19 protein-coding genes and 1 rRNA gene are annotated in these 23,515 nt (G+C 38.0%); 9 read left to right on the forward strand and 11 right to left on the reverse strand.

The genetic code is table 11. The annotated features are described in order from the left end of the window. The 5 genes from H6G44_RS10185 to H6G44_RS10205 all read left to right on the forward strand — a co-directional run bounded on the left by H6G44_RS10185 (position 1) and on the right by H6G44_RS10205 (position 5,398). The gene (locus H6G44_RS10185) at positions 1–1,017 is read left to right on the forward strand and encodes an ArsJ-associated glyceraldehyde-3-phosphate dehydrogenase (RefSeq protein ID WP_190386481.1); all 1,017 of its coding nucleotides are present in this window, start codon (positions 1–3) and stop codon (positions 1,015–1,017) included. 102 nt (positions 1,018–1,119) lie between these two features. Beyond that, positions 1,120–2,382: an organoarsenical effux MFS transporter ArsJ gene (arsJ, locus tag H6G44_RS10190; protein ID WP_190386480.1), complete on the forward strand. Its 1,263-nt coding sequence runs from the start codon at positions 1,120–1,122 to the stop codon at positions 2,380–2,382. A 303-nt stretch (positions 2,383–2,685) separates the two neighbouring features. After that, the gene (arsB, locus tag H6G44_RS10195) at positions 2,686–3,762 is read left to right on the forward strand and encodes an ACR3 family arsenite efflux transporter (protein WP_190386479.1); all 1,077 of its coding nucleotides are present in this window, start codon (positions 2,686–2,688) and stop codon (positions 3,760–3,762) included. Positions 3,763–3,801: 39 nt separating this feature from the next. Next, positions 3,802–4,605: a Nif3-like dinuclear metal center hexameric protein gene (locus tag H6G44_RS10200; RefSeq protein ID WP_190386478.1), complete on the forward strand. Its 804-nt coding sequence runs from the start codon at positions 3,802–3,804 to the stop codon at positions 4,603–4,605. A 481-nt stretch (positions 4,606–5,086) separates the two neighbouring features. After that, positions 5,087–5,398 carry a DUF6679 family protein gene (locus tag H6G44_RS10205; protein ID WP_190386477.1) on the forward strand — a complete coding sequence of 104 codons (312 nt, stop codon included), beginning with the start codon at positions 5,087–5,089 and terminating at the stop codon, positions 5,396–5,398. A gap of 11 nt (positions 5,399–5,409) precedes the next feature. On the opposite strand, the gene H6G44_RS10210 is transcribed toward H6G44_RS10205, so the two are convergent. The 3 genes from H6G44_RS10210 to H6G44_RS10215 all read right to left on the reverse strand — a co-directional run bounded on the left by H6G44_RS10210 (position 5,410) and on the right by H6G44_RS10215 (position 7,996). After that, positions 5,410–7,089, reverse strand: coding sequence for an MBL fold metallo-hydrolase (locus tag H6G44_RS10210; protein ID WP_190386476.1), 1,680 nt, complete (start codon positions 7,087–7,089; stop codon positions 5,410–5,412). A 95-nt stretch (positions 7,090–7,184) separates the two neighbouring features. Further along, positions 7,185–7,307 (reverse strand): membrane protein, encoded by a 123-nt coding sequence (locus H6G44_RS20515; protein WP_041456510.1) that lies wholly within the window; start codon positions 7,305–7,307, stop codon positions 7,185–7,187. Positions 7,308–7,432: 125 nt separating this feature from the next. After that, on the reverse strand, positions 7,433–7,996 hold the full coding sequence (locus H6G44_RS10215; RefSeq protein ID WP_190386475.1) for a sporulation/spore germination protein: 564 nt from the start codon (positions 7,994–7,996) through the stop codon (positions 7,433–7,435). Between the two features lie 812 nt (positions 7,997–8,808). On the opposite strand from H6G44_RS10215, the gene H6G44_RS10225 reads away from it, so the two are divergent. Beyond that, on the forward strand, positions 8,809–9,213 hold the full coding sequence (locus H6G44_RS10225) for a DUF5684 domain-containing protein (RefSeq protein WP_190386474.1): 405 nt from the start codon (positions 8,809–8,811) through the stop codon (positions 9,211–9,213). A 197-nt stretch (positions 9,214–9,410) separates the two neighbouring features. Here H6G44_RS10225 and ureG read toward each other — a convergent pair whose 3' ends face one another. The 5 genes from ureG to shc form a co-directional block, all read right to left on the reverse strand. Beyond that, entirely contained in the window at positions 9,411–10,007 is a 597-nt protein-coding gene (ureG, locus tag H6G44_RS10230; RefSeq protein ID WP_190386473.1) for an urease accessory protein UreG, read from the reverse strand. 5 nt (positions 10,008–10,012) lie between these two features. Next, positions 10,013–10,699, reverse strand: a complete 687-nt coding sequence (locus H6G44_RS10235; RefSeq protein ID WP_190386472.1) for an urease accessory protein UreF — start codon at positions 10,697–10,699, stop codon at positions 10,013–10,015. Beyond that, the gene (ureE, locus tag H6G44_RS10240) at positions 10,677–11,117 is read right to left on the reverse strand and encodes an urease accessory protein UreE (protein ID WP_190386471.1); all 441 of its coding nucleotides are present in this window, start codon (positions 11,115–11,117) and stop codon (positions 10,677–10,679) included. Before ureE ends, H6G44_RS10235 begins: the two co-directional genes overlap by 23 nt. A gap of 172 nt (positions 11,118–11,289) precedes the next feature. After that, positions 11,290–11,679: a DUF2267 domain-containing protein gene (locus H6G44_RS10245; RefSeq protein WP_190386470.1), complete on the reverse strand. Its 390-nt coding sequence runs from the start codon at positions 11,677–11,679 to the stop codon at positions 11,290–11,292. Positions 11,680–11,887: 208 nt separating this feature from the next. Next, positions 11,888–13,795, reverse strand: a complete 1,908-nt coding sequence (shc, locus tag H6G44_RS10250; protein ID WP_190386469.1) for a squalene--hopene cyclase — start codon at positions 13,793–13,795, stop codon at positions 11,888–11,890. 223 nt (positions 13,796–14,018) lie between these two features. On the opposite strand from shc, the gene H6G44_RS10255 reads away from it, so the two are divergent. Both H6G44_RS10255 and H6G44_RS10260 read left to right on the forward strand, forming a co-directional pair. After that, positions 14,019–15,188 (forward strand): glycosyltransferase, encoded by a 1,170-nt coding sequence (locus tag H6G44_RS10255; protein WP_190386468.1) that lies wholly within the window; start codon positions 14,019–14,021, stop codon positions 15,186–15,188. A 964-nt stretch (positions 15,189–16,152) separates the two neighbouring features. After that, positions 16,153–19,182 (forward strand): DUF4114 domain-containing protein, encoded by a 3,030-nt coding sequence (locus H6G44_RS10260; protein WP_190386467.1) that lies wholly within the window; start codon positions 16,153–16,155, stop codon positions 19,180–19,182. Between the two features lie 72 nt (positions 19,183–19,254). Here H6G44_RS10260 and H6G44_RS10265 read toward each other — a convergent pair whose 3' ends face one another. Further along, positions 19,255–19,926: a 5'-methylthioadenosine/S-adenosylhomocysteine nucleosidase family protein gene (locus H6G44_RS10265; RefSeq protein WP_190386466.1), complete on the reverse strand. Its 672-nt coding sequence runs from the start codon at positions 19,924–19,926 to the stop codon at positions 19,255–19,257. A gap of 173 nt (positions 19,927–20,099) precedes the next feature. Here H6G44_RS10265 and H6G44_RS10270 point away from each other — a divergent pair, with 173 nt between their 5' ends. After that, positions 20,100–22,886, forward strand: coding sequence for an efflux RND transporter permease subunit (locus H6G44_RS10270; protein ID WP_190386523.1), 2,787 nt, complete (start codon positions 20,100–20,102; stop codon positions 22,884–22,886). Between the two features lie 73 nt (positions 22,887–22,959). On the opposite strand, the gene H6G44_RS10275 is transcribed toward H6G44_RS10270, so the two are convergent. Next, positions 22,960–23,172, reverse strand: coding sequence for a hypothetical protein (locus H6G44_RS10275; protein WP_190386465.1), 213 nt, complete (start codon positions 23,170–23,172; stop codon positions 22,960–22,962). A 235-nt stretch (positions 23,173–23,407) separates the two neighbouring features. Then, positions 23,408–23,515, reverse strand: a 5S ribosomal RNA gene (rrf, locus tag H6G44_RS10280); the annotation flags it as partial.

Here is a 23,515-nt window from a genome sequence, read left to right on the forward strand (position 1 = left end):
ATGAAAATTAGAGTAGGAATTAATGGATTTGGGCGCATGGGAAGATTATCCATTCGTGCTGCTTGGAATTGGCCAGAAATAGAATTTGTCCACATTAATGAAACCAAAGGTGGAACAAAAGCAGCAGCACATTTACTCAAATTTGATTCTGTACATGGGCGTTGGACACCAGAAGTAGAATCTGGAGAAAACCAGGTTATTATTGATGGTAAATACCTAAGTTTTACTGAACATTCCCAACCGGGTGAAGTTCCTTGGGAAGACCTTGGTGTTGATATAGTTTTGGAATGTTCTGGTAAGTTTAGAACACCTGCTACCCTTGACCCTTATTTTAAAAGAGGTGTGCAAAAAGTGATTGTTGCTGCACCTGTTAAAGAAGAGGCTTTAAATATTGTCATGGGAGTGAATGATCATCTTTATGAACCTGAAAAACATCATTTATTAACAGCAGCTTCTTGTACTACTAATTGTTTAGCCCCAGTAGTAAAAGTAATTCATGAAGGCTTGGGAATTAAACATGGAGTAATTACCACAATTCACGATAATACTAATACGCAAACTATTGTAGATGCACCTCATAAAGATTTGCGTCGGGCTAGGGCTACAAGTATGTCATTAATTCCCACTAGCACAGGTTCAGCCACAGCTATTGGGTTAATTTATCCAGAATTGAATGGTAAATTAAATGGTTTAGCTGTGCGTGTACCTTTGTTAAATGCTTCTCTCACAGATTGTGTATTTGAAGTTGAACGTTCGACCACAATAGCCGAAGTTAATAATTTATTAAAAACTGCATCTGCACAAAAACCATTAATAGGAATTTTGGGTTATGAAGAACGTCCTTTAGTTTCTATTGATTATAAAGATGATCCTCGTTCTGCAATTATTGATGCCCTTTCGACAATGGTTATCAACGAAACTCAGGTGAAAATATTGGCTTGGTATGACAATGAATGGGGTTATGTTAACCGCATGACTGAATTAGCGCGAAAGGTGGCTTTAAGTTTGCAGAAATAATGGTTTTCTAGGGGTGGGTTTTCGGTCCTACCCCATAAAGATTTTTGCACGCAGAGAGAATGAGGGTTTTTAGTTTGTATTTACAATTTTGAATTTTTAATCATGGCTTCTACTACTGCTTCTAATTCTAATTTCAAGAATTATATTCTGGTGACACTGGCATACTGGGGCTTCACTTTGACTGATGGGGCTTTGCGAATGTTGGTTTTGCTCTATTTTAATAAAATTGGTTATACACCTATTCAAATTGCCTCTCTGTTCCTGTTTTACGAGGTATTTGGAATTGTTACAAACTTTCTCGGCGGTTGGATTGGTTCTCAGTTTGGGTTAAAAGTAACTCTTTATACTGGGATTGGATTACAGGTGTTTTCTTTAATTATGCTGTCTTTTCTGAATCCAGGGTGGGCGCAGTGGCTTTCAGTCCTTTATGTGATGGTTGCACAGGCATTTTCGGGAATTGCTAAGGACTTAACCAAGATGAGTTCTAAAAGCGCCATTCGCTTGGTTGTGCCTCAAGATGCTCAATCTTCTTTGTTTAAGTGGGTGGCTGTACTAACGGGTTCTAAGAATGCTTTAAAAGGAGTGGGATTCTTTCTTGGTGGCGCCCTTCTCAGTTCTGTGGGTTTTATTAATTCCCTGTGGATTATGGCTGGGGGACTGGCTTTAATTATGTTTTCTGGGTTAATGCTGCCCAAAGGCATGGGTAAAATCAAGAAAAAGGTTAAATTTAGCCAACTTTTCTCTAAAAGCGCGGAAATAAATATTCTCTCGGCGGCGCGATTCTTTTTATTTGGATCTAGAGATGTATGGTTTGTTGTGGCTTTACCAGTGTTTTTACGTGGGACTTTGGGCTGGTCTTTTTATCAGGTAGGGGGATTTTTAGCTTGTTGGGTGATTGGTTATGGGATTATTCAATTTTTAGCACCAACACTCATGCGGCGATTTGGTTCTGGTCGTCCACCTCAATCTCAAACTATTCGATTCTGGACATTTACATTAACGGCTGTTCCCGGTGCGATCGCTCTGGCATTACAATTAGGTTTACCTGCTAATATCGTAATTATTGCTGGACTTCTCGTTTTTGGTGTGGTATTTGCTTTCAATTCCGCTGTCCATTCCTATCTGGTTTTAGCATTTACTGATGATGATAAGGTCGCTTTAAATGTGGGTTTTTACTATATGGCAAACTCCGGTGGTCGTCTTGTGGGTACAGTTTTATCCGGTTTGGTTTATCAAATATTTGGCTTAGTTGGTTGTCTGTGGACATCAATGTTTTTCGTATTCGCAGCAGGTTTAGTTTCTCTGAAGTTACCTAATCCTCAACCTAGTAAATCTATAGCTTGGAAAACTGGAGACGGAGATTAATATTCCTCTGTCTAAAGATATGCTATGGAAACAGGTATATCCTACCCAAGTTGGATGATTCCAAAATTTATCTGAGTTTAAATATCGTAATAGGCAATTTCTGACAGTTTTTGCCTATTCCCTAAATACTAGCTTCTAATACAGCATTTTCCGCTGAATTATGAAACCCTTGTGGTGCGGGCATCTTGACCGCTAGATATGTACATCATAACACCGGGAATTGCTGTAAATACACATTTTATAATAATAATCAGATCTCTGGGTATTGGAAACTCTAAGACTAAATTTATAGAGGTAAATTAAGTGGAATATGCAAATAAAAAACCAACTGTTAAACACCTTTCTTTTCTTGACCGCTTTTTGACATTGTGGATATTTACAGCAATGCTAACTGGAGTCGGTTTAGGATATTTTTTCCCCACTATAGAAGTTTTTATCAATCATTTCCAAGTAGGAACAACTAATATCCCTATTGCTATTGGTTTAATTTTGATGATGTATCCATCTTTAGCAAAGGTAAAATATGAAGAATTAGGTGATGTATTTCTTAATAGAAAAATTCTCGGACTATCATTATCCCTAACTTGGATAATTGCCCCAATAGTAATGTTTATACTTGCTATTCTTTTTTTACGCGATAAACCTGAATATATGACTGGTTTAATCCTCATTGGATTATCCCCCTGTATTGCTATGGTAATTGTCTGGAGTGATTTAGCTAAAGGAGATACTGAATATACCGCAGCACTTGTTGCTTTTAATAGTATTTTTCAAGTTTTATTTTACAGCTTTTATGCCTGGTTTTTTCTTTCTATTTTGCCCCCTTTATTTGGCTTACCAGGAAGTATTATTAATATCAGTATTGGAGAAATTGCCAACAGCGTTTTTATCTATTTAGGCATTCCTTTCTTAGCTGGATTTATGACCCGTTTGATTTTAATAAAAGCTAAAGGTAAGCAGTGGTATCATCATCGATTTATTCCAAAAATAAGTCCCATTACTTTAATTGCTCTCTTATTTACTGTCGTGGTAATGTTTAGTTTAAAAGGTGATTTAATTGTGCAGATTCCTCTGGATGTTGTCCGCATTGCCATTCCCCTAATTATCTACTTTTTATTAATGTTTTTCAGTAGTTTTTACCTAGCGTGGAAAATTAAAGCCGACTATTCAAAAGCTGCTAGTGTGGCATTTACCGCTGCTGGTAATAATTTTGAATTAGCGATAGCTGTGGCTATTTCTGTATTTGGAATCAAATCTGGTGTAGCTTTTGCTGCCGTCATTGGACCCCTGGTAGAAGTTCCAGTCTTAGTTGGTTTGGTAAATGTATCACTTTGGTTCAAAAAACAGTTTTTTCGGTTATCTTCCCCAATGGGATTATAATTAAATACGTTTAATCTACTATTGATTTATTTGCATTTGATGAAAATTACTGATTTAATTACCTGGTTTGAAAAATGGGCAAATCCTGCTTGGTGTGAAAGTTGGGATAATTGTGGTTGGCAGGTAGAACCAGGTATTTTAGACCAAGAAGCGCGGATTTTAGTCTGTTTAACTCCAACTTTAGCAGTTATGCAAGAAGCGATCGCTCTCCATGCTAACCTAATTTTTGCCCACCACCCCCTCATTTTTCATCCCCCCAAATCTTTCCGCATTGGGGAAGCTCTAACAGAAATGGTACGCTTATCCTTTGCCCATAATATCGGCATTTACACCGCCCATACTAATTTTGACCAAGTGGCAGATGGAACTGCTGATGTCTTAGCGCAACTTCTCGAACTTCAACAAGTATCACCTATTATTCCTACTCAAGCAGGTTTCGGTTATGGGCGAGTAGGAATGCTTACATCTACATTAACACTACAAGCTTTACTTGATTATATTCAAACTCAATTAAATCCAACCCATTTAATTTTTTCACCTATAGCGGATCTAAAACAGCAAATTTCCCGTGTAGCGGTTTTAGGCGGTTCTGGGGCGGGGTTTATTTCCGCAGTAGCTAAAACTAATGCCCAAGTTTATTTAACTTCCGACTGTAAATTTCATCAATTCCAAGAAAGCCGTGATCTGGGTTTAGTCTTAATTGACGCTGGGCATTATGCCACAGAACGTCCAGCTTGCCAACGTCTAGTCCAGAAAATGCAAGCCCTTAACTTAAATTGGGTGCAATTAAGCCAAAAAGATGAAGATTTTCGGCAGTTTTACCCTAATACAGTCAGCAGCTAAGAGACTTGACCTTCACAGCTAAAAAATTATTCACAGTTAAGCAATCAAAAAAAATGTTATTATTTATATATAATACAGATTTTAACACCGGGGAAGATATTCTAGACACAACCCAGAGTATGATCTATACCTAGAGAGATAATCTGATTAAAAGGCTGAAATCTATGTTATACCCAGATATAATATTGTTATTGGTGAAGCATTCTTTCAGAGCTAACTAACACCCCCCTGGCAACGCCAAATCAAAGAAAAATGTCCGTTGATATTAACAGTTGCCATAGCCGTTCAACTAATGCGGTAAACTAAAGCTTAAGACCCAAAATTTCACCTAAAACTAATGACTAAAAATAAGTGGTAAAATTGAGTCACTAAACTTACTGGGTTCTCACCGCGAACTTCACCCCTTAAAGGCTGATATTCCAGAGATCAAACCCGAATTTGACAGGTTTAACTACGTTGTATAAAAAGGCAGAAGCACTACATGCTACACCGCAAAATTTATCAACTCTGTTGCGACGGGCGGGAGGTATGTGTTTTTTTGCGGGATCAACAGCGCTGGATAGAGCGAGCCCGCATCATTGATATCGAGGGCGATTTAGTGACTTTACGCTATGAAACAGATGAAGAAGATGAAGTTTGTTCTTGGGAGGAGATGGTTCGTCTCGAAAGCATCGGATCTGTCTCTCAAAAATTAGCGTCAGTGCAACGCGGTAATATAGAACCGCTGACAACTGATGACTGTCCAGAAGCAGAGCGTATTCATAACCCTTATACTGACCTAAATCCAGACTAAACGCTCCTAAATTAAATTGACGTCAAGCGTTCAAAAGCAGGACAGTATCCGTCAAGGGTAACTTTGAAATTATACAAAGGGGCAGCGGGATTCCAACACCGTTGCCCCCTTTGGTGTCTACAGCTACCACAGCACGCAGCATCACCAGAATTAAGACGAAGATTATTTGGGTTTAATAGTTCTCGTGGGGATAATCCCCGTAATACCAGGTCTTCACCCTGCCAACGTGCTTCTATTAAACCCGTATCAGCAAATTGTCGCCACCGGGGATCGGCTGTTACTGTATCAGGAAGAGTGATATTAATCACAGTCCCCAACTCCGTCAACTCCCCTCCATAATTAGTTTCCGGGGCAGCAGGTTGTAAAAATATTTCTCCAATCGGTAATTCTACTAGAGTGCCGGCGGCGGGTGAATGGACGTGATAGCGGTTTTGCAACTCTTCTAAACAAGTTAAGTCTGCTAAATAGCTGGGAGAACCATGGACAAAAATTACGTGCTGAGGTCGTAAATTATGAATTAGTTGGGTTGTTCCTGGTCCATCACTGTGTTGTGCTAAAAGATAACTGGCAAATTTTGTGGGTGCTAAATATTCCTGATTAACGGGAATATCAATTTTTTCAGGTAAAAGAATTAACCAATTGCCTGTGTTGGCTCGGCAGTATTTACGTAAATCTGCGGAAAAGTCTGTAATCACAATACAGGGAGATGTCCCTAAATTTGCCAAATTTTCCGGCTTTAATCGTCTAACACGAGGTTTTACCCGTTCATCCCAAAATAAAGGTTGGTGACGGGCAAAATTCTGAACTGCGGTAGGAAGATGGGGTAAAAGTTCTAAGTAGGCATCGCAACCAGCGGCTACAGTACCATCCACCCAAATATCTAGATCTCTACCTGTAAAGTGGTGATGTGAACGTAATAACATGAGTAATTCTTGACCTAGACCTAAGACTGGAGTAGGTAAAATCACTGAATAACTTTCATCTGTTCCCAGAGAACTAATAGCGCGATGAATCCTTTCTGCTAGTTGATTTTCTTGGTGACGACGATGGGGATGGCGGGATGTTCCATAACTACCTTCAATTAATAGCACGTCTAAATTTAAACCTCTGAGATCATCGAGTCGCAACCCTTCTACTAATCGGGAATTAGAGAGGAAAAAATCACCAGTATAAAATAATTTATAATCGCGGTTGGGGGTGTGGTAAGTGAGGAGAATGGCCACAGCACCAGGTAAATGACCTGCGGGGAATAATTCTACTATGAGATTTTCTTTGATTTCTATAGGAGCTCGCAATGGTAAGGCTTGACAAAATGAGGAGGTTACTGGTAGTTCTGCTTCTAGCCAATTTAGCGGTAATAACTTTGTTGTTACTTCACTAGCATATATAGGTAATGAGGGAAAAGCTTGATGTAGTGTTAATAAGCCTCTCGCATGATCAGGATGGGCATGACTAACTAAGACTAAATCCGCTGGTATGGATGATGTACCATGATTTGCTGATTTAGTCAAATTCCGCGCTATAGGGGAAATATTGGTCAAGCCGAAATCCAATAGAATGCTGTGTGGTCCCATTCTGACTAGTAGACACACACCCTCATCTTCATGCTGAACGCTATAGGGGAAACATTCTAACTCATTAGCTATTTCCTCGATATCAACGTCAAAATCAACTGATAGATTATCCCTCATTCTTCTACCCTTAAACTAATAGCTGAGAAACTTGGCTTTTGTGCAATATTCCTCAGCAAAGTTCTGAACCTTAGTAAACTAAGTTATCTCTCTTGTTAATGTGCAGAACCGTTACCATGATAGTTATCGGAATCGTAAAAACCATTTTTCGTACCAAAGAATAAGCACGAAACCGTGAATATAACTGTTAAACCCACTAAAATTAGTTTGACATCCATTGATTTTTTCCTCTTGAATCAAGACTTTTGTATCTTAATATTGTATTTTTGTATTGGGGAAAAATCACTAGAAAATCTTTACCATAGTTAGGTTATTTGTAATAATAGCATTTTCAAGCCTAGTATTACAGCATTATATCCTCTCCCCGCTCGGTAAAGCGGACTTCTTTTATTTTCCACTGAGCATTACTAATTAATGTTTTGCGGATACTGCTAAATAATGCAAACTGTTCACAACTAGAAAGAGAAGATACTTGTCTTTTTGATTCTGGTGATAATCGGATATCAACAATAACAATACCATTTTTTTTATTTACACGATAACCGGATACGCTAAAATCTGCTGTATTTTGTTCTTTGAATATTTTACCTATGGCCTCATTCATCGGTTTTACTGCGGAAACCTGGACTTTTTTGGCAATTAACTCTTGACATTGAGCATCACTTGTGTATAAGGTGACGTTGCTAGTTTTTTTAGAGTTAGGTTCACTATGGGAATTGTTGAAAAATGGCTTAATTGTCGGAATAGGAGACTTTTCTGGTTCTTTTTGAGGAATGGGATTAATGTTGTTATTGGGTGTAGTTTCTGGAGTCGAGTAATTAGCGTTATTATTAGCATCACAACTGCTAATAAGAGTGCAGAACACTACTAAAAATAATGATAAAATAGCTCGTTTGTAATTATACATATAATAATTCCGTTGGATTTTTACAAGAAAATTCATTAGGGGAAGAAAAGAAAAAACCCTAATATCAATGATAACTGCTTTTCTTACCATCCTATTTTATGTTACAGTATTTATTAATGTTGAATTAATGTTAAACGCTTTTGTAAATCCAACCATATTTCATAGAAAATACTCCATTCAACAAAGTCTATGTCATCTCCTAATTGTCCAGTTTTAAATTGGCGATAAAAATCTTCAGATGATAATTGATACTGTTGCTCAAATACTTGTAAATCGGTCTCTAATTCTTGAATTTTTACCTGAATATTATTTTTTTAGTGAATAATAATTTTTCTCAGAGATAAAGCCACAATATCACTATATCCACCTTGTTGAGAAAGTGCTTCTAGGGTTTTTAATTGATTGATTATTTTTGCTTGGGTTGTGATCATTATTTTTTAATTGTCGCTGGGGTTAATATTTATTATACCTGTGAATTGTTGTTAATTAATCCCCAGTTCTTATATTTTCCCAGACAAAACCCAATTTTATTCCCCAGACTTACTGAAAGCTTGAGAAAATTGGTATAAAATTTACCTTCAACAACTCTGTAATTTTTATGACTGTAGTTACTGAATATCACCATCTAAGGGAACTTAGCAAATTAAGATTTCCTGAATATAAGGTTAAGGTTATGGTTAAAGAAAATAAATTTTATTTTTTAGTATACTTTGGTAACAAAAAAGCGAATTTTTGTTTAAATTATTGATTTAAGAGTGATTTTTAGGATAGAAACTTAAAAGTTGATTGAATTTTGATATTATTAGGATCAAATGCTGCTACTACAATACAATTGGCACGTTACCTCTTTGCTTGCTCAGTCCTCCTCAAGTTCTGACGGCGCTGGAGAAAATATTCTCTTTTTGCTTTTTACTCTTTTTGGCTATTTGTTTGGTTCTTATTGCTTCTATACTATCTACGAGAAGTTGGGAGAACAAAATGCTTGGTTTGCTTGGGTGCCAATTCTTAATAATTGGATCATGTACAAAGCAGGTGATCAATCTCCCTGGTGGATTGTTGGGCTTTTTATACCACTTGTTAATTTTGTAGCTCTGATTTTCTTACTGATGGCTTTAATTAAAATTGTGGAGAAGCTGGGTAAAAGTCCTTGGTTAATTTTGTTAATGATTGTTCCGTTAGTTAATTTTGTGGTTTTATACAATTTTGCTTTCGGCTAACTAATCAAAAAAGGAATTAAAAACTACTAAATTTAAATTTTTAATTCCTTTTTATCAGAGGAGATTTGCAAAGATAAAACCGAATTTTATTGTCTAAGCTTCCTGAAAGCTTGAGAAAGAGTTAATATAAAATATAGCTTATAGTAATTCTGTAATTCTTATGAATAGCGAAGCGTGGCGTTAGCCATTTCAGACAATTAACAAATAGCTGCATTTACAAACTGAATTATATCTCCTAAACCAGTTTGAGTTTTCAGGTTTGTAAAAACAAAAGGTTTATCGCCGCGCATTTTTTTCGCATCTCTTTCCATCACATTCAAATCAGCACCCACATAGGGAGCAAGATCAGTTTTATTAATCACTAATAAATCAGATTTAGTGATACCTGGACCACCTTTACGGGGAATTTTATCACCAGCAGCCACATCAATGACATAAATGGTTAAATCTACTAATTCAGGACTAAAAGTAGCCGCTAAATTATCTCCACCACTTTCTAAAAAGACTAAATCTAAATTGGTAAATTTCTCTTCTAATTGTTCAATTGCGGCTAAATTCATGGAAGCATCTTCACGGATAGCAGTATGGGGACAACCTCCCGTTTCTACTCCTAAAATGCGATCGCTTTCTAAGGCTTGAGAACGGACTAAAAATTGAGCATCTTCTTGAGTATAGATATCATTTGTCACTACTGCTAATTGATATTTTTCTCGTAAATTCTTACATAAAGCATCTACTAAAGCTGTTTTTCCCGAACCGACCGGACCTGCAACTCCTACTCTTAAAGCCGTCATAATTCTTAACTCCTAAATAATCTAGTGTACTGGATTTCGTGCTGCATACTTGCTAAAGATAAACCCCAATTACAACATCCTAAATCATCATCATCCATAATCAAAATTTCCTCCACAGTAGTAGTTAATAAAGGTTGTAAACCCAGTAATAATTCTTGTCCCGCAGTTTGTCCCAGAGGAATAAGTTTGATCCCAGCCGTAATTAAATTATTAGCCCAACTGTGTAAATAAGCTAATAAACAGACTTGAATATTTATATCCCAATGAGCGCAAGCAATCGCAAAAGCGATCGCATAATTACTAGGATAACCCACAGCATGGACTAAAGGTAAAATTCCCGGTTCTAGCTTACCTAATAATTGCATCAGAGAACGTCCCATTTGCCAACTAGCAGCCCGTAATTCTTCCGTATCTCTGGCGGCTGATAACCATAAATTCCAGCGTTTTAAAGCCTCTATATCATCGGTTTTTACAGCATGAAAAGCCCTAACAATTACCCCAGCATCTAGACGAATTGAACCATAAATTAATTCAGATTTTAGCCAAAATTTGAGATTATCAGCATTAGTAATAGTCCCATTTTCTACTAACATTTCCAACCCTTCCGAATAACCATAAGCACCTACAGGTAAAGCGGGACTTGCTAATTGTAAAATCGCCAAAAAATTGTTATGAGTGAGAGTGATTTCCATAAGCCCCTAATTCTGGTTGAAAAGGTACAAATTCCGCTTGAATTTCTAAACCTAATTGTGTTAACATAGCCTGTAAAACTGGATCTGGAGATAAGCGTAAATAAGTGGGAGTAATTTCCACAGGTACATGACGATTTCCTAAATGATACGCAGCCCTTAATAATAAAGGAATTTCCGCGTAAGCAGTTAAAACAGTTTCAGATTTAGCAATAATTCCCATATAAATACTTTGAGTTTCATCTGTGAGAATATCGCCATTATTTAATACTGTACCTCTAGATAAACGCAAAAAAACCTCCTGACCATCTGCTAATATAAATTTATGACGGCTACGAGTACGTTCTTCCGCAGTTAGTGAAAGAGTAATACTAACTTTAGCATCAGAATTAGGTGGGTTGAGTTGGGTAAAAGTCAGCATAATTTCCGAAATTCACTTAAATTTTAATAATTTTATATATTATATTAGTTCATTTTTAATAATTGGTAAACAAAAATATACCCGAACCTTCTCAGAAATCGGGTATTTGATAACGCAGTTTTAGTGATAATTTTTGATTTGTAAATTAAATTTCTCCTCACTAAGCAGAGATTTAATTTATCAGAGATACGTTGAATAATTCCTTATAATCATGGGAGAAATAATCATAGAATTTGCGAAACTTCTCTGGAGTCACAGCATTTTGTAAAACCGCAAAAACAGCCCGCACATGAATAATAGATATAGTGGGTGCTAGACTTTCTTTTTGACTGATACGTTCAATAAACTCCTGTAAGTGAAAAGATTGAACCGGTTCTGTTTCACTTCCACATAAATATTTTCCTAACTCCTGGGGTATTTGTACCGCTAATTCTTCTCTTTCATTACTAGGAACAATTTGTTTAATAATTTCCAAAGTAGCACGGGTAGCAACTTCTGCTTCTTCACGAGATTCTGATTGTGTTAAACTTTGAACATGGGTGATAAACTCGGTATATTCCATTTTTTTATCTCCAGTATTTAACTCAATAACGAAATAATTATGAGTGAATAGTCTAAGACTAATGTAAATTTACTTTAGTATAAGCTTTAATCATTAATTTAACTTCATGCTAAAGAAGTAGATAGAAATATATCTAAAGTGAGATTTCAGAACCCAGATGATCACAGTCAGGACAATTCATGAATTGTCCCAACAATGTTTTCTATTATTAACGAATTGCTTGATATTTACCCAAAGCCATTAAAGGAAAATACTGTTGATAAAGGTGATACTTCAAATAAAAATGACAAGGAAAACCCGTACCTGTGAAGTAAATCTCATCCCAAGTACCATCTGATTTTTGAGTTTCTAACAAGTAATTAATTCCCTTTTCAATACTATCAAGAGCTAATTTACCCACTGCTTTACCAGCAGATATTAACCCAATTAAAGCCCATGCTGTTTGGGAAGCAGTGCTGTCACCTTTTCCTTTTAAACTAGAATCATTATAACTAAAACAAGTTTCTCCCCAACCACCATCAGAATTTTGAACTTTGACTAACCAATCTGTACCTTTAGCGATATTTTCACCATATTTTAGAGGATTAATTAAAGCCAAAGCTGATAAAACACCGCTAGTTCCATAAATGTAATTTACACCCCAACGTCCAAACCAACAACCTTCTATTTCTTGTTCATTCAAAAGATAATTTAAAGACTTTTCTAAATTATTGGCTGAAATTGATAAATTACAAAATCCCAACATTTCTAATACTCTACCAGTGACATCAGCCGTATTTGGATCAATCATAGCTTTCAAATCACCATAGGGTACAGAATTAAGCCATTCTTGATCATTATCAAGATCAAAAGCCGCCCAACCTCCTGGTTTGCATTGCATAGATGAAATCCAATTTAAAGCCCTATTAATAGCTTGTTTTTTCAGTTCCTCATTTGGTAATTTTGCTTGATGTAAAGCCATGACAACTACAGCCGAATCATCCACATCTGGATAAAAGCGATTATCAAATTCAAACGCCCAAGCACCGGGTTTCCCTTGCTTATTTTTGATATTCCAATCACCATAATCGAGAATTTGTTTCTCTATTAACCATTCTCCAGCCTTAATAATAGCGGGATCATTTGGCGCAAAACCTGAATCAATTAAAGCCCGAATCGCCCAAGCAGTATCCCATACAGGAGAAACACAAGGTTGTACACAGTAACTATTTTCTGTTTCCATAGCAAAATTATCAACTGCTTTTAAACCCCGTTCTATAATTGGGTCATTCACATCATAATCTAAACATTTTAAAGCTAACAGAGAATTTAACATAGCGGGAATAATTCCCCCCCAATCTCCGGTAACTTCTTGACGTTCTAAAATCCATTTTTCTGCGGCTTTAATTCCTTCATCTTTAAAAGGAACAAAATTCAGACTTTCTGCTAATTTAAAACCATCATCGAGAATATTAAAAATATCCGACCAATCACCATTTTTTGGTAATTCCCATCGGACATTATTCACACCTTCAGCATATAATTCATCTAAATTAATTGGTTGATCAATTTTAAAGATTGGTTTACGATCAAAGACAATTAATAATGGTACAGTGCTAGAACGCGCCCAACTAGAAAGTTCATAAATATTGAAGAAAAAATTATCAGGTAGTAACATTACCCAAGGAGGTAAAGAAGGAAGTCCGCGCCAATTATAACAGCCAATTAAAGCCAGATGTAACTTTGTAAAAATCCGAGTTTTGCTAATACCACCTTTAGCTAAAATTAGAGATTTCGCTTTCAGCAATGCGGTATCTGTAGCGGGTACACCTAACAACCTCAAAGCCATATAAGCCTCTACAGTTGTGTTTAAATCTCCACCATCACCATAAAACAATTCCCAACCTCCATGTTCTCGCTGTTGAGAAAAGAGATAATTTTTAACCTTATCTAAAGGTCTGGTTTTGTCAGTTCCCCAAATCTTATGGAGTAAAACAGCTTCAGATGTGATGGTAACATTAGATTCTAATTCAGCCCACCAATAACCATCGGGATTTTGAATAGAAAGTAGATGTTGTTGACTAGCCGTAATCGCATCTACAACCTGCTTGACCTTCACCCTATCTTGTGTTTGCATAAAATACTTCCTCAACACCCAATAATAACTAATAACATAACCGAAATCAGAGAAAATTCTTCACTAAAATCAGCAAAAGAATCAAATTTGTGATTAAATCAAGGTATAAAATTCAAGATCTCTTAAACTCTTACTCTCTGCGCCTCTGCGTGAAAAAAATCATATCTTCCTTCAGCAACACCGAACTTTTTTTAAAACTTTAAATTGGAGTAAAGCAACAGTTATGACAGCAATTATATTGAGTTTGACGCTTCTATCCTTAGTAATTTGGTTATTTTTACTCCTATTTTGGGGACAATTTTGGCGAGTTAATCACCAATTAGAAGCAAATAAAGACCAATATGTTGATATTAATACCTTACCGACAGTATGCGTAGTAATTCCCGCCCGTAACGAAGCCGATGTCATTCCTTTTAGCTTGCGATCGCTCCTCCTTCAAGACTATACTGGTAATTTCACCATCTTCTTAGTAGACGATCAAAGCAGCGATGGTACAGCCAATTTTGCCCAAGGAGTAGCCTACGCCCTAGATAAAACCCAACAATTACATATTGTCGCCAGTGACCCATTACCTAGGGGTTGGACGGGCAAATTGTGGGCAATGGAACAAGGTATACAAACAGCCAGCGAATTAAAACCAGACTATTATTTACTGACAGACGCAGATATAGAACATGACCCCAGTAACTTACACCGCTTAGTAACCAAAGCCGAATCCCAGAATTTAGACTTAGTATCTATCATGGTACGCTTGCGCTGTCAAAGTTTTTGGGAGCAGCTATTAATTCCCGCTTTCGTCTTTTACTTCCAAAAACTTTATCCCTTTTCCTGGGTAAATAACCCCAAAAAAGCGATCGCTGCTGCTGCTGGAGGTTGTATTTTAATTCGTAGAGAAGCTTTAAATAGAATTGGTGGACTGCAAATAATTCGTCAAGCCTTAATTGATGACTGTTCCCTAGCCAAAGCGGTCAAATCAACTAACGGAAAAATCTGGTTAGGACTAAGCACCCTCACCCATAGCCTACGTCCTTATAATTCCCTGAAAACAATTTGGGATATGGTCGCCAGAACTGCTTACACACAATTAAATTATTCACCCCTCCTGTTACTAGGAAGTCTATTAGGAATGACCTTAGTTTATCTAATTCCACCATTAGGAATGATTTTAGGTCTGGTATTCGGGAATTGGACAATTATCCTAGCCGCCTCCATCACATATCTACTAATGACCTTTGCTTATTTCCCCATAATTCGCTTTTATAGATGTTCTCCCGCTTTTGCATTTAGCTTACCCATTATTGCTTTTTTGTATACTTCCATGACAATAGACTCAGCATTAAGACATTGGCAAGGAAAAGGAGGTTTATGGAAAGGTAGAACATATGTGAAATAGGGAAGAAAAGAAGCAGAAGAGAAACTTGCTGATTTCCTCCTCCCCACTTCTCATCAAGCTAGAGTTTATCCCGTTGACAACAAGTAGCAGACATTTTTTCCAAAATTCCTATTTCCACCCATTAAACACCAGCCCCAGCATTACCCACACATTAGGATTACTAGTAAACACAGTAGATCAAAAGTAGTCAGAATCTTTAAAAGCAGTCCGGATTAGACATTAGCAATCAGGGATTAAATAATGGGAAGCGGGAATTAACAACCAGGGAGAGCAAAATTTCCCCATTAGGTTAAATATTCTAACCGTAGACCAGTTCTGATTTTCCTGCTTACATCTGATGATAAAAGCCCAACTCGGAGCTTTGTGTGTTATTTACCTTAAGTTCACAGTAAGTTCACAAAAACTTCACAATCAATAGCACAATATATGAGCTATAGTGTTTTCGGGCAATCAAAGTAAACTTTCTCGTTAGTAAAAATCTAAAAGTCCTTAAATCAAATCAGGCATAAACTTCAGCATCTTCTCGCGTATGGGTGTCGTCGGCGCAAACCCCAAGTCTTAAATAGACCTGGATTTGATTATATGAGGTGAAAAATTGGGTACAGGAATATGGATATAAAGAGAGTTTGATCTAGCACATAAATTAACCGGATCTAACCATCCAAAAAAATTATCTGCATTAACTCTGGCTAATCAACTGCAAGCCAGGGAAGTTTCAGCATACCAGGGCATTAACTACTATTTCCCTACTTCCATCAAAAGTTGTCAATCACGCATATTTACCCCTGAGGTAGGAAATTTTATCCATACCATTACTCTAGCCACTCAACCACAGCCTAGAGCTATTTCTTAACGCAGATTTATAGCAAATACTTGTGTAAGTAGAATGAAACTATTTATTACATTAGCTTTGCTGTAGCTGAAATTTATCAACCACTGAAAAAACCCATAACACTACACCATCATGGAAGAACTTACTACAACAGGTACAGAACCAGCAGAACTAGATACTACAACAAGCAATCCATTAATACTAGAAGATCCTTTAGATAGCAGCAATCCATCAACAGAACTAGGTAATACAACAAGTGAAACTGGCACAGTTGAAGAGATCCCATTTCAAGAAGCCCTCGATCAATCAGCAGATCCTAATGCCGACATTGAAGAGTCATTTTTGATCGCTATAAACAATACAACTGGCGAGATTACCACCATAGATGCTCTAACTGGTGAGGTTGTACGCACCTCCATTGACACATCCGACAACAAAGGCTTTATCATCCAAGGTGTAAGTGACGATAACTTAGGCTACTCAGTTAGCAGTGCCGGTGATATTAACGGTGATAGGATTGGAGATATCGTCATTGGCTCACCTTTGAGCGATCCTAATAATCAAAGTAACGCTGGGAAAACCTATGTAGTCTTTGGTAAAACAGATTCGTTTAATCAAACCATAGACATCTCTAGTCTCAATGGGACTAACGGCTTTGTGATCAACGGGGCTAAAGCAGGTGATGAATCCGGTCGTTCTGTTAGCAATATCGGAGATATCAATGGAGATGGTGTTGATGACCTAGCCATTGGCGCACCTGGCGGGATTGGGAATAGTCTCGGCTCTGCTTATGTCATCTTTGGCAGTGAAGAGTCCGACTATTTTAATAATCCCATTGAACTCTCCAACCTTGGCAGTAAGGGCTTTGAGATTCAAGGCAGTGGATTCACTAGTAATGCCGGTTGGGCTATTAGTGCTGCTGGTGATATAAATGGTGATGGCATCAAAGACCTATTAATTGGCGCAACTAATCCTGGTAATAATGGATCAGAGACTATAGGTGAAAGCTATGTCATCTTTGGGAAAGAGAATCTTGACTCAACCTTAAACCTCGATGAACAAAACTTTGGGTTTGATGACGGTTTAATTATCTACAGCTATAACGAGGCTAACCCAAATGATGACAACAATAGCTTAGGTTATTCTGTCAGTGATGCTGGGGATATCAATGGTGATGGAATTGATGACCTCATCATTGGTGCGCCCTATGCAGACCCCAATGGTAACAATTCTGGCAGTAGTTATGTCATTTATGGGCGTAGCGAGGACAACTCCTTTACTGATGATATCAACATTTTCAACCTCAATAGCAGTGATGGATTTGTCATCAACGGACAAAATGGTGATAAATCCGGCTTCTCTGTGAGCAAAGCTGGAGATATCAACGGTGACCGCATCGGAGACTTGATTATTGGTGCGAAAGATGGAAATCCCGATGACAAAGAATCTGCTGGTAGAAGCTATGTAGTCTTTGGCAGTGAAGATAGTGAAGATTTTGATTCTAGTATCAATCTTTCTGACCTTGATGGCAGCAATGGCTTTGCTATCAACGGTATTTCAGCCGGTGACAATTCCGGTTGGTCTGTCGGTGCTTTAGGAGATATTAACGGTGATGGCATTGATGACATCATTGTTGGGGCAAACAATGCTAATAGTACCGCTGGACAAAGCTATGTCATTTATGGCAACGATACAGGCTTTGATTCTACCTTTGAACTCTCAAGTCTCGAAAGTCCCGATAGTCAAAATGGCTTCATAATTGACGGCGCTTTTATAGGTGATAACTTAGGTCACTCAGTTCGTGGTGCTGGAGATGTCAATGGTGACGGTGTTAACGATTTAATTATTGGCGCACCCTTTGCTAATAATAAAGCAGGCAGGGCATCTGTGCTGTTCGGGACTTCCCCCGACCGTACTCATCCTGATGACGGTACTGATCCTGATGATGGTACTGACACGGGAACTGATGACGATACTGACACGGGAACTGATGACGGTACTGACACGGGAACTGATGACGATACTGACACGGGAACTGATGACGGTACTGACACGGGAACTGATGACGGTACTGACACGGGAACTGATGACGGTACTGACACGGGAACTGATGACGGTACTGACACGGGAACTGATAACGTTACTGTTAATGATTCCCTCTCATTAATTAGTGATGATGTCTTCAATATTAAAGGCAACGACGGCAAAGTGACACTAGAAATAAAATTGACAGGACTCAATTCTAATAGTGTCAATGAACTAGGAGTATTTACTGTTGATGATCCGTCTGGTACAATAGATGGAATTGCACCCGGAGAATCTGGTTATGCAGAAAAAGCATTAGCAAAAGGTCAAGTAATTTTCTCTACCATTACTAATTTTCCTGCTGGATTTGATGCTGCTAGTATCGAGAAGTTAATAGAATTTGAATCCAATGACAATTTGAGATTCTATTTAGTAAAAGATGGTTCAACCGATTCTGTACTGAATAATAACACACCCATTAGCAATGTTCTCTTTGCAGATCCTTCTGATGTCAGAATTACGGACTTAGGGACTAATAGTTTCTCTCTAAATTGGGAAGATGGTTCTGGTAATCCAGCTGGGTTTGAGGATTTACAAATTCAGGTTCAAGTAACTGATCAAGCTATACCTTTGGGTACAGCTGGACAAAACAAACCGCAGGGAGAATCACTGGATTTACGGGGTATTGCAGGTTCTGTAAACGCCAATTTTGTGGTTAACCGAGAAGCAAGTTACAACAATTTTATTGGATTCTATCGCGTCACTGATGCCAATGGCGGTATTGATACTAATGGTGATGGTACGGCAGATATCCTCCCAGGACAGGATGGTTATGTGCAAGCAGCTTTGAATGGTCGTGTTTCTGATATTAGTTTGAATACAAATAATGGTGGAACAGCAGAGTTGAATACCACTCTTCAAGGTGGTGCTATATATGTACCATTTCTTGTCGCTGATGGTGGATTTGATGCCAATAACCCCAATATTTACTTTGCTTTTTTGGGAGCTAACTCAGATGGTGTTGATCACGTGCGGATGTTAGGTGATAATACCTTCGGCTTTGAGGATTTACGTGGTGGTGGTGATAAAGACTTTAATGATATGATTGTTAAGGTCAATTTGACACAAGTAGTTTAGCTTAAAAGTTCTTCAAGTTAAATTTTGTTCATATCCCTGACCGCTTAAAGAAGTCAGGGATATTTTTGTGCGTCAAGCCGTAAACAATAATTGTGTCACTGCTGTTAAAGCTTTGAGTCCTGTCAATGAACCCGTAATTAATCGAGTCCCTGCTAGGGGTTGGCGAATTAATTTCCAAGATAGAGCCGCATATTGCAATGAACCATCCTCACTAATCACCGATGTGATATCTGGAATATCATGATCAGCATCATCGCTAACTACTCGCAGTATTGCTAATTCTACATTTTGGCAAACCTCACCCCTCCGGAAAAATTCTAGAAAGGCATATCCTTCCATATCTACAACGTCAGCGCCGGATTGTTGATGTAAGTGGCGTTTTTCTGTTGCTGAACTTATGACGAAATCGCTAGTTAAGCCTTTAACTAAAGATACATGATCCCCAAGTTGATTATGTATAGCTACAGTAAAAGAACTATTGCACTCTTGCAGATTTCCTTGATAAAGGCAATTCTGATATAAAACAATATCTCCAACCTGATATTTTGGGTTCAAGCTACCGCATAAACCCATCATAAGAATGCAATTCTCACCAATATGAGTTAATTTTTGTAAAAATTGCCGCACTGGTTCGATTCCCATTGGTATAGCTAATACTTTGGGTGGGGAATTGGGGACGCGACTTAATCCGCGACAGATAGCCTGATATTCTGCTCCCTGAGGGACTACAATCAGAGTTGACATTTACTAGGGTAATTGGTAATGGGTCATTGGTAATGGGTCATTGGTTCAGCAATGCGCTTTACCCCGACAACCATTTTTATCCGATAAGTTCTATACTAACCTGTCAGTTGTCAGTGATCAAAAACACCGATGATTAATGACTAAAGACCAACAACTATGATAATTTTCTTGTGATGGTACATACCAATAACTCAAAATCTACACGCGAAAGCTTCAATATTTCCAAATTAGCGATTAAGTTTTCTTGGTTGACGGTATGTTTTTGGATAGGTGTGGCGGTAGCTGGTGTTCTGGCCTTCAGTTCCCTCAAATATGCTTTATTTCCAGATATCACCTTTCCTGTGGTGGTGGTAAATGCTCAAGCACCCCTGACATCTGCCCTGGAGACAGAAGAAAAACTGACCAAACCACTGGAGGAAAGTCTAAAATCACTAGTAGGACTTGAAGGTATTCGTTCATCAACTTATCCTGGCCAAACTGCTGTAGTTTCCTCTTTTGTTGTTGGTACAAATTTAGAAACCGCGACTAAGAAAATTTCTCAACTAGTCAATCAGTTAAATCTACCCAAGGATGTCAATAAAAAAATTATCCCTTTGAATCTAAATGAATCAGCGGCTGTTAGCTATGCTATTGAAAGTGCCACTGGGAAGATTGATAATTTACGGGAACTGGCAAAAGAGAAAATTGTGCCAGCGATCGCTAAATTACCAGGGGTTCTCAAAGTCTCTCTATTAGGAGATGCTAACAGCGCCACTCCAGAAACAAGGAGTCAAGAAGAAAAAACAAAGAGGAATGTTTTATTACCCTCAGCCGGGACTTTAGTAAGGTTTAATGGTAAGGATGCTTTAGCCTTTCAGGTAATTAAAAAAGGCGATGCTAATACCTTAGAAGTGGTCAATCAGGTAGAAAAAGAAGTCCAACAACTACGGTCTAGCTTAAAAGATGTCACCCTCACCTTAGCTGCTACCCAAGCGGAATATATTCGCAATGCTACCCATTCGACCATAGATGCCCTGATAGAAGCGATTATCCTATCGGTAGTTGTAATTTTTCCTTTTTTATGGAATTGGCAAGCAACTCTGATTTCTGCTTTAGCTATCCCCATATCTTTGTTAGGGACATTTATCGTAATGGCGATATATGGCTTTAACTTAGAAACCATCACCCTGTTAGCATTAGCTTTGGTCATTGGCTCAATAGTTGATGATGCCATAGTGGATGTTGAAAACATCATGCGGCATATCGAAGCAGGAAAAACCCCCCGCGAAGCCGCTTTGATAGCTACTAATGAAATTGGTTTAACTGTCACCGCTGCCACTTTGACGGCGGTAGCGGTATTTTTGCCTATCGGTTTAATGGGTGGGGTCATCGGTCAGTTCTTTAAACCCTTTGGGATTACTGTTTCTGCTGCTATGCTGACATCTTTGTTAGTGGCACGGACTTTATCTCCGGTTTTAGCTATTTACTGGCTCAAAGCTAAACCATCCAGTTCTCCCCCCAGCCAAAGTAGAATTTGGCTAGAATTTGAACAGGTTTACCGTAACTTGTTAGCCTGGTCTTTGCAGCACCGCTTGATAGTTATTGGGTTAGCAGTAGGTAGTTTAATTGCTGGTATTGCCTTGATTCCCCTAATTCCCAAAGGGTTTATTCCCAAACTTGACCGAGGAGAATTTAATATTGTCTATACCGGGACTTTACCTAGTCTTCCTGGGGATCTTGGACAAGAGGTGCCAGCAGGAGTAGGACAACCAGGAGGACAAGCAGGACAAACGGAACAAAAGGGACAAAAAGATAAATTAGGAAATTCTTCGTCCGTTGCTGCTTTAGTTGCTTCATCATCTTCTATTCCCATTCCTAATCCTTTAAACGATTCTTTGGATCTTGCTAAAAAACTAGAAGTAGTAGTCAGGAAGTCCCCCGCAGTGGCAATCGTGTTTACTACTGTAGGTTCTCGTGAAGGTGAGCCAAACAAGGGTACACTCTACGTTAAGCTGAAAGCAGACAGAAAAGTAACAACGGCGGAAGTACAAGACCAACTCCGGGCTACTTTGCCAAAATTAGCGGGTGTCACCACAAGTGTAGAAGATATTCAATTTGTAGACACCGGTGGGCAGAAACCTTTACAAATAGCTTTACAAAGTAATGACCTCCAGGCTTTAACAGCAGCGGCTAAAGCGGTGAAGGCACGAATTGAAAAAATATCTGGTTTTGCTGATGTGACTATTACAGGTGCATCTCATCAAACAGGGAATAGCAACAAATCTGATGAATTGCAAATTGAAAGGTTGAATAATCAGCGAGTAGTTTATATCAGCGCTAATTTGGGTCAAAATTTAACTTTAGGTGATGCGACTGATAAAATGATAACTGAAGCTAAAGCCGTTATACCTACGGGTGTTTCTTTGAATTTAGGGGGAGATTCTGCCCGTCAAAATGAAGTTTTTGGTAGTTTCGGCACAACCTTGGGATTATCGGCACTTTGTATTATTGTGGTGCTGATTGGGTTGTTTAAAAGTTGGGTAGATCCCATAGTGATTGGTCTTTCTTTACCTTTAGCAGTGGTTGGGGCGTTGCTGGCACTACTATTTACCAAAAGTGATTTTGGTATGATCTCTCTCATTGGTTTTGTGTTTTTGCTGGGGATTACTAACAAAAACGCGATTTTAATCGTAGATTACATTAACCAATTACGGGATTCTGGATTAGAAAAAACTGAGGCAATTCTCAAGGCTGGACCTGTGCGTTTGCGCCCCATTATGATGACAACTGCGGCGACAATTTTGGGAATGGTTCCTATTGCTTTGGGTTTAGGTGCAGGTTCAGAATTGCGATCGCCTATGGCTGTATCTATTGCTGGTGGTTTAGTAAGTTCTACTATTCTCAGTTTGTTTGTTGTCCCGGTATTTTACGCAATTTTAGATGATTGGTTTCCTAGAAAAATGATAAAAGGGGATAGGTAAATCTTTCAAGATACCCAACTTCTTAGAAAAGTCGGGTATCTTGTTGTTCATATTTTTTTGTCTAAATATTGAGTTAGAGAGGATTATTATCCATAAAACTTTTTATTTTTGCATTAAGTCTTTTTTCAGCTTCACGCTTCATGGTCACTGCTTCATTTTTAGCATTTTGAATTATTTTATCATTTTCTTCGTTAATTAGTCTTTCCTTGACAAGGCTACTATTTGAAATTATTCTCAATCCAAAGAACGCAGGTAATAAAAGAATCAGAAATACAAAAAATGCCAAAATCCAATTCTGATTCCTGTTTAAGTTGGATGTGACCAGAACCACAATTAGGACAATTAGCCATGATAGAAACCCTTTAATACTACTATACTCACAGTAGTATTACATTTGTCTACTCATAATGCAATTATTAAATTAACTTTTTAAGACACTGGAGATAAACGCTAAACAATGAAACCAAAAAACAAAACCCCCGCTAAATAAATAGGGGGGGTCTTGTTATATGAAATAATAAACCTGGCATCGAGCTATTTTCACGCAGGGCTACCCCCAAACTATCGTCGCCGCAGCAGCGTTTCACCTCTGAGTTCGGGAAGGGATCAGTGTGGTTCCACCGCGCCAT

Source organism: Aphanizomenon flos-aquae FACHB-1287 (genome assembly GCF_014698755.1).
GTDB classification, from domain to species: Bacteria; Cyanobacteriota; Cyanobacteriia; order Cyanobacteriales; family Nostocaceae; genus Dolichospermum; species Dolichospermum flosaquae.

What these genes read in the sequence shown, in the direction of transcription:
- H6G44_RS10185 (WP_190386481.1), top strand. Translation starts at nt 1, where the DNA reads ATGAAAATTAGAGTAGGAATTAATGGATTTGGGCGCATGGGAAGATTA.
- arsJ (WP_190386480.1), top strand. Translation starts at nt 1,120, where the DNA reads ATGGCTTCTACTACTGCTTCTAATTCTAATTTCAAGAATTATATTCTG.
- H6G44_RS10200 (WP_190386478.1), top strand. Translation starts at nt 3,802, where the DNA reads ATGAAAATTACTGATTTAATTACCTGGTTTGAAAAATGGGCAAATCCT.
- H6G44_RS10205 (WP_190386477.1), top strand. Translation starts at nt 5,087, where the DNA reads ATGCTACACCGCAAAATTTATCAACTCTGTTGCGACGGGCGGGAGGTA.
- H6G44_RS10210 (WP_190386476.1), bottom strand. Translation starts at nt 7,089, where the DNA reads ATGAGGGATAATCTATCAGTTGATTTTGACGTTGATATCGAGGAAATA.
- H6G44_RS20515 (WP_041456510.1), bottom strand. Translation starts at nt 7,307, where the DNA reads ATGGATGTCAAACTAATTTTAGTGGGTTTAACAGTTATATTCACGGTT.
- H6G44_RS10215 (WP_190386475.1), bottom strand. Translation starts at nt 7,996, where the DNA reads ATGTATAATTACAAACGAGCTATTTTATCATTATTTTTAGTAGTGTTC.
- H6G44_RS10225 (WP_190386474.1), top strand. Translation starts at nt 8,809, where the DNA reads ATGCTGCTACTACAATACAATTGGCACGTTACCTCTTTGCTTGCTCAG.
- ureG (WP_190386473.1), bottom strand. Translation starts at nt 10,007, where the DNA reads ATGACGGCTTTAAGAGTAGGAGTTGCAGGTCCGGTCGGTTCGGGAAAA.
- H6G44_RS10235 (WP_190386472.1), bottom strand. Translation starts at nt 10,699, where the DNA reads ATGGAAATCACTCTCACTCATAACAATTTTTTGGCGATTTTACAATTA.
- ureE (WP_190386471.1), bottom strand. Translation starts at nt 11,117, where the DNA reads ATGCTGACTTTTACCCAACTCAACCCACCTAATTCTGATGCTAAAGTT.
- H6G44_RS10245 (WP_190386470.1), bottom strand. Translation starts at nt 11,679, where the DNA reads ATGGAATATACCGAGTTTATCACCCATGTTCAAAGTTTAACACAATCA.
- shc (WP_190386469.1), bottom strand. Translation starts at nt 13,795, where the DNA reads ATGCAAACACAAGATAGGGTGAAGGTCAAGCAGGTTGTAGATGCGATT.
- H6G44_RS10255 (WP_190386468.1), top strand. Translation starts at nt 14,019, where the DNA reads ATGACAGCAATTATATTGAGTTTGACGCTTCTATCCTTAGTAATTTGG.
- H6G44_RS10260 (WP_190386467.1), top strand. Translation starts at nt 16,153, where the DNA reads ATGGAAGAACTTACTACAACAGGTACAGAACCAGCAGAACTAGATACT.
- H6G44_RS10265 (WP_190386466.1), bottom strand. Translation starts at nt 19,926, where the DNA reads ATGTCAACTCTGATTGTAGTCCCTCAGGGAGCAGAATATCAGGCTATC.
- H6G44_RS10270 (WP_190386523.1), top strand. Translation starts at nt 20,100, where the DNA reads ATGGTACATACCAATAACTCAAAATCTACACGCGAAAGCTTCAATATT.